We start from the raw sequence: 20,684 nt of genomic DNA on the forward strand, positions 1-20,684 counted from the left end.
TGTGGAGAAGGAATGGTTGCAAGCCTCTGAAAATATTTTTTCTTCGCAGTTCATGGCCTGCGCATCTGTTATTCAGATAGCTTGGAATGTGTGGTAAAGATATGGCAAATTTTAACAGTTATAACATCATGTTGCTAAATATATTTATATCCTAACACACATTATTTATAACAAAGAAGTACATCTACAGGTAAGAAAACACAATACAGACAAAGGCAGCAGCAACAAGAAAAGGGGGGGGAAAGAAAAAAGCCTCCCAAACCGGGAGGCTTCTCTTAGCTTTATAACCTGGTATACTAGGTTACAGAGCATGCATATGCAGCAGTTTGTAGCAAAATACCAGCAGCAGTGAAAACAGCAGCAGCCAGGCATAACTCACTACTTTAAGTGCAACAGCCGACGTTGGTGTATGGCTGTTCATATCTTCATACGCTTTAAGCTGCGCCTCCTGCCGTACTTCTTTCGTCAGTAGCTGATAGGAAAACCTAAAGCCTGCAGCCACTATCACCACATCGTCCAGGTAACCGAAAACAGCTGTCATATCAGGCACGAAATCTACAGGGCTGATAGCATAGCCAATGGCCAGGGCTAACAGCACACGCACATACCACTTCACGCGGTTATCGAGGAATGAAAGGTACAAGGCGTAAATCTCTGTGTTGATAGCGTGTGTTTTCTGCTTTATAGCGTTTAACTGTGTCATCTCTCCAAATTCTTTCGTTGGACATTCTACGAGAACAACACTGTTCGGAGTTGCAGTAAATCAGCACTATAAAGAAAAATATATTTGCACTATTCCATGTCAAACATTCCAGATAGACCAGGCTGCATCGGCCTGCCGATACAGCATATTTAAGCCATTGTGTACCTGAGCGCCTACGATGGCCCCTTTTTCAAGAAAAAGCGTTTGCTCCGGATTATAAACTAAATCATATAGATAGTGCTGCTCCGTCAGTGCTTCGTAAGGCAGTTCAGGCAAAGATTCAGTATGCGGATGCATGCCCAGCGGGGTAGTGTTGATAATTAGATTATAATCCTGAAGCAAATCTGGCGTCAGCTGTCCATAGCTTAGCTCCTGCGCTGCCGGGTTGCGTGATACAGATCTGAAGGGAACTTGAAGCGCATCCAAGGCAGCCCAAACGGCCTTGGCGGCACCACCTGTACCCAACACAAGCGCCTGCTTTCGTTCAGCTTCGGGATAAAACTCCTCTAGGGTGCTCTTAAACCCGATATAGTCGGTATTGAAGCCTTTGGTTTTGCCCTCGCTTATCCTGATGGTATTGACAGCGCCTATCTTCGCAGCAGCTTCATCCAGTTCATCCAACAGCGGAATTACATCTTCTTTATAAGGCACTGTAACATTCAGGCCTACCAGTTCCGGCTCCTGCTGTAGCAGCAACTTCAGCTCCCGCGCCTCCGGCAGCTCATACAGTTCGTATTGGGCGTCCTGTATCCCCTCACGCTCAAACTTTTCTGTGAAGTACTTCTTAGAGAAGGAATGGCCAAGCTTTTTGCCAATAAGTCCGAATTTGCGCATGCTGTTATGCTTTTGAAGTATCGTCATCCGTGTAGCGGTCGACAAGGTACACGAGCAGGAAACCAAAAACTGCGAGCAGAATGGCATAAGGCAGGTAAGCGTCCTGCCAGGTCAGGGACTCGTAGGCCCCAGGCAGCACTTTTTCCTGCCCCAGCGGCTTTGGCAAACCATGACTGTCGATGTAAGTCTCCAGTGTTTTTTTCCAGGGCCACACTTTGTTCAGCGAGCCTACCATAAAACCTGTCAGCAGGGCTATCGTGGCGCTGTAGTAGTTCCGGAGAGCCCAGTTCAGCACGTGGGAAAAGGAAAGAATGCCCACCACACAACCCAAACCAAAAACGGCAATGATGCCTATCCGCAGTTCCTTCACCGCGTTCAATATAAACTCATACTTTACCAGCAGCACCAGCAGAAAAGAACCGGAGATACCCGGAAGAATCATGGCACAGATAGCGATGGCACCGGACAGGAAAACGAACCAGTAAGCTTCCGGTGTTTGCGTTGGCGTGGCCACGGTAACATAATAAGCAATAGCCGCCCCAACCAACCCGAATAGTATGACGCCAGGGGTCCAGCGGGTAATTTTTTTCCCCACCACCAAAGCCGAGGCTACTATAAGCCCAAAAAAGAACGACCAGAGCAGCTCCGGGTAGTTCTCCAGCAGGAACAGGATAACACGGGAAAGTGAGCCTACTGAAAAACCGATACCTGCCAGCAACACCACTAAGAAGGTGCCGTTGATGTGCCGCCAGAAGTCTGCCAACTGAAAGCGCAGCAGCAGCCGGATAGCCTCGCCGTTTACAGAACGAATGGAGCCCAGCAGCTCCTCATAGATACCTGTGATGAAGGCAATAGTACCTCCTGAAACCCCGGGCACTATGTCGGCGGCGCCCATGCCTACTCCTTTTGTGAAAAGCAAAAGGTACTCTCTTAAAGTTCGTCTTTGCATATAGTGATAACAACTTCAGGTGAGGCCTGAAAACAAAATTGCCCGTGCGGCCACACCGACGGGCAATTTATATAATTTTGAGCTTTGGCTTTATCTTTTTAGCAAGGCTTTTTAATATCCAGGAAATGGTTGAAGGTATCGCCACGCAGGCCTAACCGGATTGTTTCCAGCGGAATCACTTCACTTGGAGCAATGTTTCCCAGGTTCACGTTTGCGCCCAGCAGTTTAATAAACCATACCTGCTGTGCCTTCTGAGGCGCTTCCCAAAGAATCTTCTCAAACGGAATCTTTGTCAGAATTTCCTCTACCAGTCCGCTTCTCACCTCTCCGGTAGAGCGAAACAGGCCAACATTACCACCCTCACGGGCTTCGCCAATTACCTTCCAGGCACCGGCATCCAACTCCGCCTGCATTAGCCTTATCCACATGTAAGGCGGAATAATCTTCTGGTCGTCTTTAGAACCCACCTCCGAAAGCACCGTTACCTGCTCTGAAAGTGTCCTGATGTACGCGCACTTCTCTTCATGATTCATTTCAAGCGAACCATCTGATACTTCTGCAAACGTCATCTTGTACTTATCGAGCACACGGCGGTAGTCCTCAAACTGGTCACGCACAATGAAGGCCTCGAACAGGGTTCCTCCAAAGTATACCGGTATACCGGCGGCCCTGTAAACATCCAGCTTTTTCTGAAGGTTAGGCACCACGTAGGAGGTGGCCCAACCCAGCTTCACAATGTCTACATATTCTCCGGCTACTTCCAGGAAATCCTCGGTTTCCCTTATACTAAGGCCTTTGTCCATGGCCATAGTATAGCCACGCTCACGTGGCTTCGGCTCACGCTCCGGAATGCTATTCAGCGAATAATTCATCTACTTCTATTTGCGATACTGATCAATTAACCGGGATAAAGCGCGCTGCGACTCCAGTTCAGGAAAGAACTCGAAGAGCAGCTTGTGCTTGTCGAAGTCCAAAATTAACGCATTTTCCAGATAATTATAAGCTTCGCGGTATTTTCCTGCCGAAAGCATATAGGCGCATGCCCTGTAATACAGCTCAGCCTCATTAGGCTGTATTTCTATCGCATTTAAAATAATGTCTGTAGCTTCCTCAAAATTACCCTGTTCGTACAGGATGATAGACCAGTTCAGGTAGATATCCTTGTCATCGGGCCTGATTTCGGAAGCGCGCTCATAGCTTTCCAAAGCTGACACCACATGGCCCACATGGTACTCTGCCGCCGCAAGTGCCACCCAGTAGTCGGCGCTGTCGTCGTACATTTCCACAGCCTTTTTAAAGAAGTGCACCGCTTCGTACCACTTGCCCTGCGCATCCAGTATCATCCCGATGCCAAACCAGGCTTCGTCCATCTCCGGGTCCAGGTCCACGGATTTCTGGTAGTACCGGCGTGACAGGTCCCACTGCTGCAGCTTTTCGTAACACTCGCCAATGTTGCAATACGCCTCTGCCGTAGGTGTTCCGTGCTCTATCATGGCACTGAATGCTTCTATGGCTTTTGGAAAATCGCCCAGGAACACGAGCGCGTTAGCCATGTTATTATAAGCGGTGATAAAGTCTGGCGTAATAATGGTGGCGTACTCATACGCCGCAATGGCCTTGTCGTATGCCCCCATCTTGTTGTACACGTTCCCCAGGTTAAACCAGGCAACAGACGAGTAGGGCTCGTTATCAACAAACTGTTGAAAGAAGGGTACGTTTTCGCTGATTGTATTTGTCACCTCCAGGCAGTACAGCACTTCCTGCATCGCTGCCTCATTCTCCTGGTTCAGCTCAATACATTTCTTATAGTATTTAACAGCCGAGCTGAACTTGCCCCAGGTCTGGTAGGCCAGGCCGATATTAAAGTAAATATCATCCCGGTCATCCGATGCGAAAGCCAGGGCTTTCTTAAAATAATCAATCGCCTCCCGGAACTCTCCGCGCTGCGTAAAAATAATGCCGCGCGTCAGTTGCACGTCTGCATTCTCCGGGTCTACCTCCGCCACCTGGTTGATGAGCACCAATGCGTCCTCAAAGCTGCCAGCCATGGCCAGCAACTGTGCTTTGTCTATCTGCAGCTCTGTAGAAAAAGGGTACTGCGCAATGGCAGAATCACAGGCCGCCAGGGCCTTTTTATATTCAAAGTTGGCAGTATAATGATCTATAATATATTCAAAATCAGTCAGGTCGAAAAACACAGTCTCGTTGCTGCCGAGCATCCGCTCGAAGCGCTGTATTAATTCCAGTTCCTCGTTATGTTCTTCAAAATTTTCTTTCATCTCCAATATCCAACAAGCTGCTTATTTCAGCCTCTGTCATACTACATTTTAATGGTGCAAATAGTTTATTTATCGGGCTGGCTGTCCACTTCTGAAGCGGTCAGCCGCAGCTGTTCGCACACCCAAACTATTGACTCTGAAACCGGCCTGAATGCAAAGTTTATCTTCCTGCAGATTTTCTCGTTGCTGAACACATGACTCTTTGCCGCTACCCGCGCCGTATCTTTTGTGATGAGCGGACGGCTACCCGTAAGCCATGCGCGCGCATGCTCAAAACGCCACACCACCTCCGCCAGTGCCGGTGGCACTTTAGTTGAGGGGGCTTTTTTACTAAAGCAACGTGCCACCTGTTCGAAAAAGTCCTTAAAACTCAGGAGCTCGGCATTTAATATAAATCTTTCCCCTGATATATCCGAGAAGGCCAATCGCAGCACAGCCTCCACTACATCCCGCACGTCCACAAAGTTAGCACTGCCACCGGTATAGAATGGCCGCTCCTGGTAAACATACTTAAAGAGCTGGGTGCTGCTACGGTTCCAGTCGGCGGGACCAAGCACAACAGAGGGGTTCACAATTACGGCCTGCAGCCCTTCGGCTATGCCACGCCATACTTCCAGTTCGCCCCAATACTTGGAACTGGCGTAAGCGGAGTGATCTTCTGACGGGTCCCATTTGCTATCCTCTGTTAACACTGTAACACCCTTAGGACGGCCTACTGCACCAATAGAGCTTACGTGGCACAACCTGATACCCGGATATTCCAGGCATGCATCCACCATGTTGGCCGTGCCCTCTATGTTTACCTGCTTTAGCAGCTCCTCGTCCTGCGGTGCATAGGACACCAGGCCTGCGCTGTGGAAAACGTGAGTCACATCCTGCAGCGCCTTTCGCAGAAACAAAGAGTCCCTTACATCGCCCTCCAGCCACTGCACCTGTTCTGAACCAGGCATAGTGGGCACCTGTCCCCGGTACAGCGCTTTTACGCTGTACCCCTGCTTCAGAAGCGCTGGAATCAGGAAAGTGCCAATCAGGCCACTGCCGCCAGTTACAAATACCATGTCTGTAGGAAATTAAGGTAAGAAAGCTGATTATAATTGACTGTTGCGGATGGGTAAAGCCAGTGCTTTCGTCAGGTATTTACTGTTCAATACTTTCTGCAGGCTGTTCGTATGCTTCAGGCCGTGTGCGTCAGAACCAAGAAAGTCTACTAGGCCATTATCGATCAGGCGCTCCACGTACTCCTTTGCGCCAGGCGAGTAATAGCCTGTGAGCGAATTCAGGTTAGGCTGAAACAGCACGCCATTATCCCGCAGAGCCGCCAGGGCATCAAACTTGCCATAAAAGTAGGTATAGCGTTCCGGGTGGGCCAGCACCGGTTTGTATCCCTTGGAGCGCATCTTGAAAATTGCCTCCCGCAGATTCAGCGGCTCGTTAAGGAAGGAAGTTTCAAACAGCAGGTAATTGTCTCCGAATGTCAGCAGATCCTCCCCGTGCTCCAGCTTGTGCAGCAGGCCTTCGTCCAGGTAGTACTCTGCGGCACAGTCCAGTTCCATCTCTATGCCTGCCTCCGCTATTGCCTGCTTTAGCAAAGCCAGCTTTTCACGTATAATTTCCGGCGTATTCTTGTAGAAGTCGCTCATGATGTGAGGCGTCATGATCAGCTTGCGGTAGCCGAGCGACTGCATGACCTGCACCAACTCCACAGAGCGCTCTATATTCTCTGACCCGTCGTCGATACCGGGCAGGATGTGGGAGTGCATGTCAACGCTGAGGGCGCTGAATGACTCTTCCTTCGGAGCATCGTCTCCAAAAATCTTCTTCAAAAACTGTATCATCTCCTAAATCCTGGCTCTTATGGCAAATAGCTAAAGGCTTCCGCACAATAATCTTCAAAATAACGGAAATTAAGGCCACCTTCAAAATTAACCCCGTACCGCACGGCTTGCCATTAGTATTGCACTAAATATATATACTAATTCTGAACTTAACTATTCCTGCACTATCCCTTTACATACTGCAAGAGGTGAAACAGCCTGACAGAACAGGCAAACGCTGCACTTTATTTTATTACACTTCAGAAGGTGGCATAATTGCCATTTTAATAAATTAAAACTCAAAGTATTTAAAATAATTCAAAACTAAATCCTTAAACTAAATTCATTTTACGAAATCATAAAAAATAAGCTGAAATAGCGTTACATTTATATTGAATTGTAAACAACGGCTATCGAATACCCGTTATACGGCTACTGATATACCTGCAACGCTAAACTATAAATGGAACTAAAAACAACTGAAAATCAGCGTATGATTGCGGATATGGTCCGCGATTTTGGTGCGAAACACATCAAACCGAAGATGAGGGAATGGGACGAAAGCCAGGAGTTCCCGGTGGAGGTTTTCAAAAAGCTTGGGGAGCTAGGGTTGATGGGCGTGTTGGTACCTGCTGAATATGGCGGGTCAGGGTTCGGCTATGTGGAATATGTAACAGCTATAGCAGAACTGTCCAGAATCGATGGATCTATCGGCCTTTCCATGGCAGCACATAACTCCCTGTGCACCGGCCATATCTTACAGTTCGGCAACGAGGCCCAAATGCAGCAGTACCTTCCAAAACTTGCTTCAGCGGAATGGATTGGCGCCTGGGGATTAACAGAACCCAACACAGGCTCTGATGCAGGCAACATGCGTACGGTAGCCGTACAGGACGGCGATTATTGGGTAATTAACGGTGCCAAGAACTTTATCACGCACGGCAAGTCAGGCAATGTGGCTGTTGTGATAGTGCGCACTGGCGAGGTAGGCGACTCACATGGCATGACCGCCTTTATCATTGAAAAGGGAACTCCCGGCTTTAGCGCCGGCCGTAAAGAAGACAAGCTGGGCATGCGTGCCTCTGAAACAACAGAACTTATTTTTGAAGACTGCCGTGTGCACAAAGACCAGATTCTGGGCAATGTAGGCGAAGGCTTTATACAAGCCATGAAGGTGCTGGACGGCGGGCGCATTTCTATTGCCGCGCTGTCTTTAGGCATCGCACAGGGCGCCTTTGATGCAGCGCTGGCTTACTCAAAGGAGCGCAACCAATTCAACAAGCCAATTTCCAGCTTCCAGGGCATTGCCTTTAAACTAGCTGATATGGCCACTGAAATTGAGGCTGCCTCACTGTTAACCTATCAGGCGGCTGATATGAAAAACCGTGGTCTGAACGTAAACAAAGAATCTGCCATGGCAAAACTGTATGCCTCTGAGGTATCGGTGCGTGTGGCAAACGAGGCTGTCCAGATTTTTGGCGGCTATGGCTTTACCAAGGACTATCCTGCCGAAAAATATTACCGGGATGCAAAACTCTGCACGATTGGTGAGGGAACAAGTGAGATACAAAAACTTGTTATATCAAGAGCAGTACTAAAGTAACAGCCTCTAAGAGGCGCTTATACAGCCCTTTTACATGCTGTTAAAATAAAAAAACAGATTAGAGGTAAATATATTTAGCCAATCTGTTGATTTTTAGGTACAAGCTTAGTTAAATTTGCAACCCTAATTCAAAGAGAAAAGAGAGAAATATGATTATTATCAACGTAAAAGATAACGAGTCTGTAGATCGTGCATTAAAGAGATTCAAGAAGAAGTTCGAAAGAACTGGTGTTTTGAAAGAACTTCGTTCAAGAGCTTACTTTGAGAAACCATCAGTAGCAAGAAGAAAGCAGAAAGAAAGAGCCGTATACAAGCAGCAGCTCTTCGCTAACGAAAACTACTAGTCTTTCTAACAAGATACTTTATTTTTCCATAAATTAGTATACCTGATTCACAACATCAGGTATACTAATTTATGGATTTATTTTTCAAGTACCTCCAGTACGAAAAGCGGTACAGCCCGCACACCCTCACCTCCTATTATACTGATTTAGGTCAGTTTGCACAGTACCTGCAGCAAGTGTACGAAATCACAGATGCTGCCGAGGCGGACCATACCATTATCCGCTCCTGGTTACTGACACTGGTCCAGAACAACATACAACCCCGTTCTATTAACCGGAAGATTGCCTGCCTGCGCTCTTATTACCGCTTTTTGCTTGCACAGCAGCGCATCGAGGTAAACCCGATGCTACGCATCAAAGCTCCCAAAGCGTCTAAAAAGTTACCTGCCTTCGTTCCGGAAGAACCTTTCAACACCCTCCTCGACAGCTTTACCTTCGAAGAAAATTTTGAAGGCCAGCGCGAGCGCCTGATCCTGGAGTTTCTGTATGGCACCGGCATGCGCCTGGCCGAACTCATTGGCATAGAACACGCTGACGTTGACCGCAGTGCAAAAGTTGTGCGTGTATTAGGCAAGGGCAACAAGGAGCGCATAGTCCCCCTCAACGACTCGCTTTTAAACAGTATTGATACCTATGTAGCACAAAAGAAGCAGTATTTTACGGATAACAATTCCGCAAAATTGCTCGTTACTAATAAAGCTCGTCCCCTTTATCCCAAATTCGTTTATCGCGTTGTAAAAAAATACATTAGCTTGATCACGACTTCTGAACATAACAGCCCACACGTGTTGCGCCATTCTTTTGCGACACACCTGCTGAACAAAGGAGCGGATCTGAACGCAATAAAGGATTTACTGGGGCATGCGAGCCTTGCGGCAACGCAGGTATATACCCATAATTCAATTGAGAAGCTTAAATCGGTTTTCGAGAAAGCCCATCCAAAAGCGTAAGTTTAACTATTAAAAAGCAAGACTATGAAGCTACAAATGTATTCCGTCAACTTCGATGCCAGCGAGCAGCTGAATTCTTTTATTCAGCAGAGGGTGAATAAACTGGAGACGTTCTATGACAGGATAATAGACGGAGAAGTATTTATGAAAGACAATGGTAGCCAGGGCGGCACAGACAATAAAGAGGTGGAAATCCGTTTATTTGTGCCAGGCACTACGCTCTTTTCACAGGAAAATGCGTCGTCTTTTGAGGCTGCTGCTGATGCTGCAGTTGATGCGATGCGCCGCCAGTTAAAGAGGCACAAAGAGAAGCAAGCAACTCACTAACAGAGAACTGCTTGTTCAGTTAATTGATAACATGATTCCTCACAAAGGGTATGATATATAAACAGAACGGCCTGCTATTTCTATAGCAGGCCGTTCTGTTTATATGGTATATGTGGTCTCTTTTATTCCAGACCAAACTCAGCTTTGATCTTATTTACGTAATCCAGCTTTTCCCAGGTAAAGGTTTCAAACTCCTGTGTCTCCTTCTGTCCGTTCCTGCTAACTTCCACCTGCTTTACAGACGGTGTCCTACCCATGTGTCCGTAAGCCGCCGTTTCAGAGAAGATTGGGTTCTGCAGACCAAAACGCTGCACAATAGCATAAGGCCGCATATCAAACAGCTTGTTTACTTTTTCTGCGATCTCACCATCGCTCATGGTGTCGCCATTTGCGTCCTTCACGTTAGTGGAACTGTAGGTGGTTACATATAAGCCAACCGGCTTTGCCACGCCAATAGCATAGGCTACCTGCACCAGCGCCTGATCAGCCACACCGGCTGCTACCAGGTTCTTTGCAATATGGCGTGCAGCATAAGCCGCAGAGCGATCCACTTTAGACGAGTCTTTTCCGGAGAAAGCGCCACCACCGTGTGCTCCCTTGCCACCATAGGTATCTACAATGATTTTACGGCCTGTTAAGCCTGTATCACCGTGCGGTCCACCAATTACAAATTTGCCTGTTGGGTTAATATGGTACGTGATGTTGCTATTGAAAAGCTCCTGGATACGCTCCGGCAGCAACTTCAGCACGCGCGGTATCAGAATGCTGGCTACATCTTCTTTAATCCGCTGCACCATCTGCGCCTCTGCCCTGTTCTTGGCATCGTTACTTTCATCGGCAGCTTCTACAAATTCATCGTGCTGGGTAGAGATTACGATGGTGTCAATCTTCTCCGGCACGTGGTTGTCGCTGTATCGGATAGTCACCTGCGACTTGGCATCCGGGCGCAGGTACGTCATTTCTTTACCTTCTTTGCGGATAGCAGCAAGCTCCTGCAGCAGCAGGTGCGACACACTGAGTGCAAGCGGCATATAGTTATCTGTCTCGTTCGTGGCATAGCCGAACATCATTCCCTGGTCACCTGCCCCCTGGTCTTCCGGGTTCGTGCGCTCCACCCCCTGGTTAATGTCAGCTGACTGCTCATGAATAGCTGAAATCACGCCGCAGGCCTCTGCATCAAACTTATATTCAGACTTGGTGTATCCGATGCGCTTGATCACCTCCCGTGCTACCTTCTGCACGTCTACATAGGCTTCTGTTTTCACCTCTCCGCTCAGCACTACCAAACCAGTAGTTACCAACGTTTCACAGGCTACTTTAGACTGCGGGTCCTGCTTCAGGAATTCATCTAACAAGGCATCTGAAATCTGATCTGCCACTTTATCCGGGTGGCCTTCCGATACAGATTCAGACGTAAACAAGTAAGGCATTTTCTATGGGTTTAGGTATAAAGTATAAACCAGCTGCCTTTTATGACAGCGGGTACAAAGCTAAAATAATTCTACAACAGTTTAAAATATATAGATAAATGAGAAGAACTGTATAAGGAGCAATAAGGTTGCCTCATCATTCCCTTTAAATAATCCTATATTCCATCAGATTAAACACACACTGCCCCCGAAAGTAGCCGCTCCCGCCGCCAAAGGCTAAAACCTTTTAAAAAAATGCCCCGTTTCAAGAGCATAAACATATCACCTGACATAAGTATATAAGTATATATGAAACGCATACTAGCAGTACTCACCCTACTCACCTTTCTGGCAGGAGAAGGTTTCAGCCAGGATAACTCCCCCTACAAAACAAGCTTTAAAGTAGATGCCCCCATCATTGCGGCAAGCATGGGACTAAGCTACTATGGCCTTACCAAAATGCAGGATAAGAATGGCCTGACAGAGGAGGAAGTAGCGAACCTGAATAAAAATGACATTAACGGCTTTGACCGGTTTTCTGCAGGCTGGGACTCAGAATCAGCAGACAAAATCAGCGACTACCCCTTTTATGGGTCTTTTGTAGCGCCGCTGGCGCTGCTCCTGAATGACGACATAAAGAGCAATGCCGGACAGGTATTTGTGCTTTACTGGGAAACAATGGCCGTAACAGGAGCTCTTTTCACTATGGCGAACGGCCATGTAGAACGCGTGCGCCCAAATGCTTACAGCCCGGATGTGGCTTTATCAGAGAAGATGAGGGGCAACACCAAAAATGCTTTCTACGGAGGCCATAACTCCGCAACAGCTGGCGCAACCTTTTTTGCAGCCAAAGTTTTCCACGACTTTAATCCTGACTCCCCCGCAAGGCACTATGTATGGGCAGCGGCGGCTACTGTGCCTGCAGTAGTGGGCTATATGAGAATGCGGGCTGGCAAGCATTTCCTCAGCGACGTTATCTTAGGCTACATAGCAGGCGCCGGTGCCGGTATATTGGTACCACAACTACACAAGAAATCAAACAACACCAACCTCAGCCTGTTCCCTGTCGCTGCGCCAGATTACAGAGGTGCAGCCTTGTCCTACACATTCTAAAATTCAATGAAGAAACTCCTGCTGCTGTGGCTTGCTTTGTACGGCTTTGGGGGCCATTATGCCTGGTCCCAAACGGGTAACTCCCCTTACCACATAAACTGGCTCCGCGATGGCGCTATTACAGCAGGAGGCATCGGAGCATCTGTAGTGGGCAGTCTCCTGATCACGAACAAAGAAAGATTAACGGAAGCAGACCTTGTTGGCCTGAACCGAAACGATGTGAACCGATTGGATCGCTTTGCAGCAGGCAACTACAGCGCCAGAGCGGAGGGAACAAGCGACTATTTCTTTTATGGTTCGTTTGCCACGCCCTTCCTCCTGCTGTTGAACGATGACGTGCTGCAGGATGCGCCACAGGTATTTATGCTGTATGGGCAAGCGATGTCTATCGCAGGTGGCATGTACAGTCTCACAGCTGGGTTGATTAACAGGAAGCGGCCAAGCGTTTATGCCACTGATGCCCCGCTGGAAGCACGCTTGCACAAGTATGGCGAAAACTCTTTTTATGCAGGGCATACTTCCGCCACCGCCACGGCCACCTTCTTTGTTGCCAAAGTCTTTCATGACTTCAACCCTGATTCACCCGCCCGTCCCTTTGTATGGGCTGCGGCGGCAGCCGTACCCGCCACAGTGGGCTACCTGAGGCTGAGGGCAGGAAAGCACTTTTTAAGTGACAATATTCTGGGCTATGCCATTGGAGCCAGTATCGGCATATTGGTACCGGAGCTGCATAAGCGTGGCTCCCGCGTAGCATTGCTCCCTGCCAGCACTACCGCGTATGATGGCATGGCTTTCGTTTACACCTTCTAACTTTCGTTTGAAAAGCACCAAAATAAAAAGAGGCTCCCGCTTGGGAGCCTCTTTTTGATAAATAGGATTTAGATGATTAGTAACCAGGGTTTGGTGTAAGTAAATCATTCACCACCATTTCTGCCTGAGGGATTGGGTATTTCAGCTGGTTCTCGTCTGTTACGTTTGGAAGCACCTCCAGGGCTCTTCCTGTTCTGATAAGGTCATACCATCTGTGGCCTTCCACAGCAAGTTCCACCCTGCGCTCCTGCTCAATTTTTAGCCTGAACTCAGCAAGTGAGGAAGCATCTGTAGCACGTAGGCCCCGCGTCTCTCTCACCTGGTTCAATCGCTCCAGCGCACCTTCCAGGTCATTCTGCTCGGCACGGGCTTCTGCACTGATCAGGTACATCTCTGCAATACGCGCAACCGGCCAGGCATCAGAGCCGTCCGCACTCTGGCGGTACTTATAGGCCATGTTGTAGTCCTTGCCACCAAACGTAATTGGCTGCAGCGTGGTGCTCTTGCGCTCATCGCCAGCCTCAAACGCTGCTGCCAGAGAGTTATCGATTGGCAACTCGAAACGGCCACCATTGGTTTGCTGTCCTGTACTAGGCAAAATAACGTTTGCAATCAGGAAGTAGCTCATTGAGGTACCATCGTTTGGTGTGCTGTTCAGGTGGAAGATGTGCTCAGCATTGCCCTTGTTTGTGAAGATATTGTCATAGTTATCAGAAAGCTGGAAATTGCTGTCTGCTATTAGTTCTTCTGCAAGTCTTTCTGCCTCCGCATAGTTTTTGTTTGCAAGATAAACCCTTGCCAGCAGTGCCTTGGCAGCAGCCTTAGAAGCGTAAGCCGGGCTTCTGAATTCTCCTGCATTCTCAGCAGCGTAGGTTAAATCCTCTATAATGAAGTTCCATACTTCCTCTTCTGAGTTTCTGGCTACTTTATCACTCGTCGGCTCTCTCAGGACTGGAACACCGCCCCATCTTGTCACCAGGTTATAATAGCCGTACGCTCTCAGGAAGCGTGCTTCCGCTATCACTTCCTTTTTGCGCTCTGGTCTGCTAAAGGTAGACTCATCCAGCGACTCTACCGTTTGCAGGAAGAAGTTCGTTCTGTAAATTCCCTGATACAGCCCCTGCCAGAAATACTGGATAAGCAGGTTATTGGCTGCAATGGCATTGTTGTCTACCTCACCGTGCTGAAAAAAGGTAGCTCTGTAGGCCAGGTTATCCGCGGATAAGTCATCCGTCAGGAAAGCCAGGTACTGGTAAGGGCTTGAGCCACCCTGGAAACCGTCATACACACCGTTCAGCAGTACTTCTGTATCGCTCGGAGTAACGGCCTCCGGCGATATAGAGCCTCGAGGCTCTATATCTAATTTATCTTCGCAGGCAGTCAGTGATAAACCAGCCACTGCCATGCAAATAACTTTGAATTTTATCTTATGTATCATCTTTCTAAAGTCAATTAATTAAAAGCCGATGTTCACACCCAAGGTCAGGCTTCTTAACTGGGGCAGCGTGCCCTGGTCGTTGGCTGCTGTTACAGCATCCTGTGCATTACCGCTCACTTCAGGGTCAAATCCAGAGTATTTTGTGAAAGTCAGCAGGTTTTGGCCTGTTGCGTAAACCCTTACCTTTCTCAGTCCTACTCTGTCTACCAGTTGCGTTGGCAAAGAATAACCCAGGTTCAATGTTTTCAGGCGCAGGTAAGAGCCATCTTCCAGGTATCTGGAGGAGCGCTGTGTGTTATAAGTACCGGCAGCACCGTAAATAGCTCTTGGCACGGTGTTACTTGTACCCGGAGCAGTCCATCTGTTTTCTGCTTCGTCTCTGGCAATGGCGTTGTTGTTCTCACGGGCACCCAGGTTTCCTGCGGCATCCAGTTCTTTCCACATGGCGTAGATCTCGTTGCCAACACTGTACTGGAAGAACACGCTCAGGTCAAATCCTTTGTAAGAGAAGTTGTTGGTGATACCACCAAAATAGTCCGGCACGGCGCTACCGACAAATGTTCTGTCTGCACCCGTCGTAATGTCACCATCACCGTTCACATCCTTAAACTTTACATCACCGGCTCTTACACCTTTGGCATACAGCTTAGCAGGCACTTCTTCATTTGATTGGTAGATACCTTCCTGCTCCAGCAGGTAAAAAGCACCAATTGGCTGCCCAACCGCCACTCTGTTCACAAAGCCCCTGTCAAACGGCTCGTTGTTGTTCAGCCTTGTTACTTCGTTTTTGATGAAGGCAATGTTGAAATCCGTAGACCATCTGAAAGCGCCATCGAAGTTTCTGGTTGTAATGGCAAACTCAAAACCTTTGTTCTCCACAGAACCAATGTTTTCTGTGATACTGGTGTAGCCGGATGTTCTTGGCAACGGCCTGCTAAGCAACAGGTCGTCTGTTTGCTTGATGAAGTAATCTGCACCAAGGCTGATTCTGTTGTTAAACAAACCAAGGTCTATACCTACGTTGGTCTGCTTTGTCTGCTCCCATTTCAGGTCCGGGTTAGGAAGCTGCGAAGGGGCAATACCAGACTGGTCGTTGTAGTTACGGTCGCCGGTGATAAGTGCCATGGCAGCATAGTCACCAATACCTTCCTGGTTACCGGTAATACCGTAGCTGGCACGCAGTTTCAGGTCGCTCAGGAATTGAAACTGCTGCATGAAGGCTTCCTGCGACAGTCTCCAGCCCACAGAAACAGATGGGAAGGTACCATACTTGTTGTCTTCTGAGAATTTAGAGGCACCATCGCGCCTGATAGCAAGAGACAGCAGGTACTTGTCACCATAGTCCAGGTTAACACGCCCTAAGTAAGACTCCAGCGCATTCGATGTCCAGGTACTGGTACCTGACAGAATTTTGGCTGCAGAAGTAATGTAGCGGAAGCTGGCAGAAGGGAAATCTGTTCCCTGCACGTTTTGTCTTTCTGTTACAAACTCCTGGTAAGTATAACCTGCTAAAGCAGACAGGTTCAGCTCACCAAAAGACTTTGTATAGTTAAATGTGTTCTCGATCAGGTAATTGCTTGCGACACCGTTACCAGCCAGACCATAGCCTTTGGTACCGAAACCCTGGCCAGACGTGATAGGCTCGTACTGAAACTCTTTGTTGTTGTACCAGTCACCACCGGCAGAGAGCCTGTACTTCAGGCCCGGGATGATTTCGTATGAACCGAAAACGTTACCGAAAACACGGAAGATAGTCGTTTCATACTGCGGCTCCAGCGCGCCCTGTACCGGGTTGTTTCGCTGCGTGGCAAAGTAAGTACCGTCTTCGTTATAGGCAGGCTGGTCCGGGCGGGACTGCAGTGCATTTGGCCACGGCGCAAAAATGCTGTTGTCTCCGATGATACGGTTATTGACAGAGCGGCTGACACCTAAATTAGTACCTATTTCAATTTTATCGCTGATAGCGTGGTCTAAGTTCAGGCGCAGGTTTTTACGCTCATATTGATTGTTCAGGATAATACCTTCCTGCAAAAAGCGGGCACCTGAGATATAGAAACGCGTTTTGTCGTTTCCGCCTCTTACGCCTACCTGCAGGTTAGAAATGGTAGCGTTTTCTCTCGTTACTTCGTCTATCCAGTTCGTGTTAACAGCAGGTGCATCCAAAAGGTCAATCGTTCTGCCCGGGTAGTCATTCATGTAGTTCTGGCGCGCTTCGTTCACAATGTCCACATACTCGTTTGAGTTAAGGAAGTCTACTTTTTTGGTGAAGCTCTGCACACCGGAATAAGCATCAATGTCTACCTGTGTTCTGCCGGCTTTACCCTTCTTGGTGGTAATCAGCACCACACCGTTAGAGCCTCTTGAGCCGTAAATAGCAGCAGAAGAAGCGTCTTTCAGCACCTCAATCGACTCGATGTCGTTCGGGTTGATTTCAGACAGCGGGTTGATCTGCTGGTTACCGAAGCCACCCTGCGAGATGTCTGTGTTAGAAACAGGCACACCATCTACTACATACAGCGGGCTGTTACCTGCCGAGATAGAGCTTGTACCACGCACACGCACCGAGATACCTCCCCCCGGAGTACCTGAACTGGAGGTAACGTTCACACCGGCAATTCTACCCTGAATAGCCTGGTCAAAACCCGCCACCGGAAGGTTCTGAATTTCTTCTGATTTAACAGATGCCACGGAGCCGGTAATGTCACGCTTCTCCTGGGTACCGTAGCCTACTACAACAACCTCAGAAAGCGCCTTGCTGTCTTCTTTCAACGTAACGTTTACAGAAGTTTTGCCAGCAGTTTTGATTTCCTGGTTCACATAACCCAGGAACGAAAACACCAGCGTAGCGTTTCCCTCCGGCACATTCACAGAATACTCTCCGCTTGCTCCTGTGAAAGTCCCAACAGTTGTACCCTTCACTACCACGTTCACACCTGGCAGTGGTTGTCCATTCCCAGCGTCGGATACGACCCCTGAGATAGTCTGGCTTTGCGCCCACACCTGGCCTGCAAATGACAGGAGCATCGCCAAACTAAGAAATATAACTTTTCTCATGAAGTTAGATAAAAATAATTGTTGGTTGGTAAATGATTTAAAATTCTAAGTTACAACATTATTTTTTTATTCTTGACTATCACCTGAAAAATTCCTGTTTAACACTCTTTATCAAGGCCTTTGTCTACTACCACTCCTACTTTCTTCTAAAATTGTTAACATAAACGCAGTTGTGGCACACGGCACAAAAATAGACTTATCTAATACTGCAGCTCTTAGCTGCAGTACTTTATTCAGCTTAAATGTCACAACACCGATAGGTTGTTCCAAGGCGGAGGAACTTGATTTTTGCAGGCCTGTTGAACAAAACCATTATTTTCAGATTTCTTTACCCGAAGCAAGCTTAGCCAGGCATTCATGTACACCTAGTGTTACAAGCCCCTGGCAGCGGCTCTTTCCCTTATCTTGAACACCCAGTTTTTTGATGTTGCAGTTTTAAGATTTGCTGAGAGCTTACGAAGCACATACCTTACTTCTACACTTGAAGCAGCGTTTAATGCTAAACCTACTAAAGCCTATAAAAGCAAAAAGCGCATGATGCCAGGCACCATGCGCTTTTTGAAAAAAGGTACAAGAGAAGCTATTCTTTCAGGTTCTCCTCAAAAAGCTTGTAAATACGCTTATACTCATCTGTCCAGCTGGCTGGTTCTGTAAAGCCATGGTCTTCTACCGGATATACCGCCAGCTCCCAGTTGTCTTTACCCAACTCGATGAGGCGCTGCGTCAGGCGCACCACATCCTGGAAGTGCACGTTCGTGTCTACCATACCATGGCAGATTAGTAAAGCGCCCTTCAGACCCTCTGCATAGTAAATAGGAGAACTCTTCACATAAGCGGTGCTATCTGTTTGAGGCGTGTTCAGTATATTAGAGGTATAGCCGTGGTTGTAATGTGCCCAGTCTGTTACGGAACGCAGCGCGGCACCGGCTGCAAACACGTCTGGCTCCGTGAACATAGCCATCAGGGTGATGAAGCCGCCGTAGGAGCCGCCATAAATGCCGATGCGGTTCGAGTCTACATTATACTTCTCTACCAGGTGCTTCGCCCCATCTACATGGTCGCTCAGGTCTTTGCCGCCCATGAACTGGTAAATACCGGTACGCACATCACGTCCATAGCCAGCACTGCCTCTGTAGTCGATGTCCAGCACGGTATAGCCCTGGTCAGTTAGGAAGTTATGGAACATGTACTCCCGGAAATAGCTGCTCCACCACTTGTGGGCGTTCTGCAGATAGCCGGCGCCATGCACAAACACTACGGCTGGCCCGTTGTTCTCCGCGTTCTCCGGGCGATACAGGCGGGCATACACATCAGCGCCATCCTTTGCCTTGAAGGTAATTACCTCCGGCTCCCGCCAGTCATAGGACCTGAACTCCTCTGTCAGCGACTCCGTTACCTGCTTTGGTTTTGCGTTCTTTCTGTTGTCCATCACAAACAGTTCCCACGGCCTGTTACTGGTAGAAGAGCGGATGGCTAATGTCTTCTCATCCGGCGAGAGTGTTACTTCCTGGGCACCTGGCATCGTGGTTAGTTGCACCATCTCCCCTCCCTGCAAAGGCATGCGGTAGAAATGCTGCTCGCCCGGGTGCACTTTGTTTGCTGTGAAGTAGAAGTTTTTTTTATCATCGGACATCTGCACATCCGACACCTCAAACTTACCGCTTGTAAGGGCTTGCTTCCGGCCATTGGTAACATCTACAGCATACAGGTGCGAATAGCCGCTTTCCTCCGACTGGAACCACACGCGCTTGTTATCTGGCATCCAACCAATATCGCCAGGACCATAACCGATCCCGGGGCCGTTGATCCAGGCTTCATCGCGCTGGCGGTCCAGCACTGAGAGCTTGCCCGTGGCAGGCTCTAGCTTCATAATCCAGCGGTCTTTGTTATCCTGTGAACGGGCCACGACCACGGCATGCTGTCCGTTTTCAGACCAGTAAGGGCCATAAATTACTGTTGCGCGCTCCACGGCTTTCTTTGCCTCGCTTTCGCCTGCACTTTTTGCAGCACTGGCTTTTGCCTGGCTCTTCAGCAGGTAAGCAGGCTGCTCCGTTATGCCCTCTACGTCCTTCATGGAAACGGCGAACGCAGTATCACGCTGCGTATCGTACACAAAGAACTCATAGGTTGCCTGTGCGTCGCCTACTTTTGTGCGGGTATTGATGTCTTCGGTATAGCCGGAGGAAGTAACGTAATTGGGAACAATGGCCGTTTTAGCGCTCTTGGGTCTGTTCACCAGCTGGTATGTGACAAAGCGCTCGTCAGGGCTCAGGTTGATGCTGCTGACTGCCTTCTCTTCTATGTAAATTTCCTTCGGGCGGGATGGTGCATCGAGCTTCTTCTGTTTTTGCTGGGCTTCTTTTTCAGCCTCGCGGTCACGCACAATCTGCAGCAGCGACAGCTGCTGTGTCTTCAGCCACTCCCGCTGGGCATCCTTGCCTTCTTCTGCTGCCTTACGTCCTTTTTTGAAATCCGTGAGCTGCACGGTCTGGCCATTAGCCGCATGCCAAGCAAACAGGTTGTTGTCCTTGATATAAACTACCTTTTGCTCGTTATGGCTGAATGAAGGGCTACTCTCCCGCTCTACGGTATTTGTAATCTGCTGTGGCCGCCCAGACTTTACATCATACAGGAAGATATCGCCGTTCTTCTCGTACACTTTCTTTGTCTCGGCACGGTTGTACTCCCCGTAAGGGGACGGCAGGTTCCGACGTTCCTGAGGGCTTACCTTCCGGATGTTTTTTCCGTCAGCTGACACACTGTAGAGAGAATCGGATTTGTTCCCGTCCGGGTTCCAGTTAAAGTAGATCTTTTTGCCGTCTTCTGACCAGAAGATGTTGCTCGGAGAAGTACCCATCCACTTTGGGTCGCGCATGATTTTCTCCACGCTGAGCTCCATCTTCCCATCCTGTGCATGCATCGCTCCGCCACACAGCATCAGGTAGGCCACCAGGGCTACGGCTCGTTTTCTGAATAACATGAATGTTCTTTTGTAGGTTGATGTATTAGTAGCAACTAAAATTAGGAAAACATAAGGCTACAAACAAAACCGCCACC

Annotated in this window: 17 protein-coding genes; 6 read left to right on the plus strand and 11 right to left on the minus strand. The window is 48.5% G+C overall.

Annotation, left to right across the window (positions count from 1 at the left end):
- Positions 1-301: 301 nt before the first annotated feature.
- From ACYVB1_RS20580 to ACYVB1_RS20610, 7 genes are all read right to left on the minus strand, one after another.
- On the minus strand, positions 302-703 hold the full coding sequence (locus ACYVB1_RS20580; RefSeq protein ID WP_460925692.1) for a YkvA family protein: 402 nt from the start codon (positions 701-703) through the stop codon (positions 302-304).
- Positions 704-802: 99 nt separating this feature from the next.
- On the minus strand, positions 803-1,537 hold the full coding sequence (locus ACYVB1_RS20585; protein WP_460925693.1) for a shikimate dehydrogenase family protein: 735 nt from the start codon (positions 1,535-1,537) through the stop codon (positions 803-805).
- Positions 1,538-1,541: 4 nt separating this feature from the next.
- A complete protein-coding gene (locus ACYVB1_RS20590) occupies positions 1,542-2,486 on the minus strand; it encodes a polyprenyl-phosphate transporter (RefSeq protein WP_460925694.1) in 945 nt (314 codons plus the stop codon).
- A gap of 98 nt (positions 2,487-2,584) precedes the next feature.
- A complete protein-coding gene (locus tag ACYVB1_RS20595) occupies positions 2,585-3,358 on the minus strand; it encodes a phosphosulfolactate synthase (RefSeq protein WP_460925695.1) in 774 nt (257 codons plus the stop codon).
- A 6-nt stretch (positions 3,359-3,364) separates the two neighbouring features.
- Positions 3,365-4,765 (minus strand): tetratricopeptide repeat protein, encoded by a 1,401-nt coding sequence (locus ACYVB1_RS20600; RefSeq protein ID WP_460925696.1) that lies wholly within the window; start codon positions 4,763-4,765, stop codon positions 3,365-3,367.
- 65 nt (positions 4,766-4,830) lie between these two features.
- Positions 4,831-5,823: an NAD-dependent epimerase/dehydratase family protein gene (locus ACYVB1_RS20605; RefSeq protein ID WP_460925697.1), complete on the minus strand. Its 993-nt coding sequence runs from the start codon at positions 5,821-5,823 to the stop codon at positions 4,831-4,833.
- 30 nt (positions 5,824-5,853) lie between these two features.
- A complete protein-coding gene (locus tag ACYVB1_RS20610) occupies positions 5,854-6,600 on the minus strand; it encodes a tyrosine-protein phosphatase (protein ID WP_460925698.1) in 747 nt (248 codons plus the stop codon).
- Positions 6,601-7,042: 442 nt separating this feature from the next.
- Between ACYVB1_RS20610 and ACYVB1_RS20615 the strand changes: the two genes are divergently transcribed.
- From ACYVB1_RS20615 to hpf, 4 genes are all read left to right on the plus strand, one after another.
- Positions 7,043-8,182: an acyl-CoA dehydrogenase gene (locus ACYVB1_RS20615; RefSeq protein WP_460925699.1), complete on the plus strand. Its 1,140-nt coding sequence runs from the start codon at positions 7,043-7,045 to the stop codon at positions 8,180-8,182.
- 149 nt (positions 8,183-8,331) lie between these two features.
- Positions 8,332-8,526, plus strand: a complete 195-nt coding sequence (gene rpsU, locus ACYVB1_RS20620) for a 30S ribosomal protein S21 (RefSeq protein ID WP_460925700.1) — start codon at positions 8,332-8,334, stop codon at positions 8,524-8,526.
- A 71-nt stretch (positions 8,527-8,597) separates the two neighbouring features.
- Positions 8,598-9,476, plus strand: coding sequence for a tyrosine-type recombinase/integrase (locus tag ACYVB1_RS20625; protein ID WP_460925701.1), 879 nt, complete (start codon positions 8,598-8,600; stop codon positions 9,474-9,476).
- Between the two features lie 24 nt (positions 9,477-9,500).
- Positions 9,501-9,803: a ribosome hibernation-promoting factor, HPF/YfiA family gene (hpf, locus tag ACYVB1_RS20630; RefSeq protein WP_460925702.1), complete on the plus strand. Its 303-nt coding sequence runs from the start codon at positions 9,501-9,503 to the stop codon at positions 9,801-9,803.
- Positions 9,804-9,925: 122 nt separating this feature from the next.
- On the opposite strand, the gene metK is transcribed toward hpf, so the two are convergent.
- A complete protein-coding gene (metK, locus tag ACYVB1_RS20635) occupies positions 9,926-11,233 on the minus strand; it encodes a methionine adenosyltransferase (protein ID WP_460925703.1) in 1,308 nt (435 codons plus the stop codon).
- Positions 11,234-11,521: 288 nt separating this feature from the next.
- Here metK and ACYVB1_RS20640 point away from each other — a divergent pair, with 288 nt between their 5' ends.
- Together ACYVB1_RS20640 and ACYVB1_RS20645 are read left to right on the plus strand one after the other, a co-directional pair.
- Positions 11,522-12,325: a phosphatase PAP2 family protein gene (locus tag ACYVB1_RS20640; RefSeq protein ID WP_460925704.1), complete on the plus strand. Its 804-nt coding sequence runs from the start codon at positions 11,522-11,524 to the stop codon at positions 12,323-12,325.
- A gap of 6 nt (positions 12,326-12,331) precedes the next feature.
- Entirely contained in the window at positions 12,332-13,135 is an 804-nt protein-coding gene (locus ACYVB1_RS20645; protein ID WP_460925705.1) for a phosphatase PAP2 family protein, read from the plus strand.
- Between the two features lie 76 nt (positions 13,136-13,211).
- Here the strand turns inward: ACYVB1_RS20645 and ACYVB1_RS20650 are convergent, their stop codons facing one another.
- From ACYVB1_RS20650 to ACYVB1_RS20660, 3 genes are all read right to left on the minus strand, one after another.
- Positions 13,212-14,573, minus strand: a complete 1,362-nt coding sequence (locus tag ACYVB1_RS20650) for a RagB/SusD family nutrient uptake outer membrane protein (RefSeq protein WP_460925706.1) — start codon at positions 14,571-14,573, stop codon at positions 13,212-13,214.
- A gap of 18 nt (positions 14,574-14,591) precedes the next feature.
- Positions 14,592-17,627: a SusC/RagA family TonB-linked outer membrane protein gene (locus ACYVB1_RS20655; RefSeq protein ID WP_460925707.1), complete on the minus strand. Its 3,036-nt coding sequence runs from the start codon at positions 17,625-17,627 to the stop codon at positions 14,592-14,594.
- A 580-nt stretch (positions 17,628-18,207) separates the two neighbouring features.
- Complete coding sequence (locus ACYVB1_RS20660) at positions 18,208-20,607, minus strand: prolyl oligopeptidase family serine peptidase (RefSeq protein WP_460925708.1); 2,400 nt, start codon at positions 20,605-20,607, stop codon at positions 18,208-18,210.
- Positions 20,608-20,684 lie beyond the last annotated feature (77 nt).

The organism is Pontibacter brevis (genome assembly GCF_054779655.1).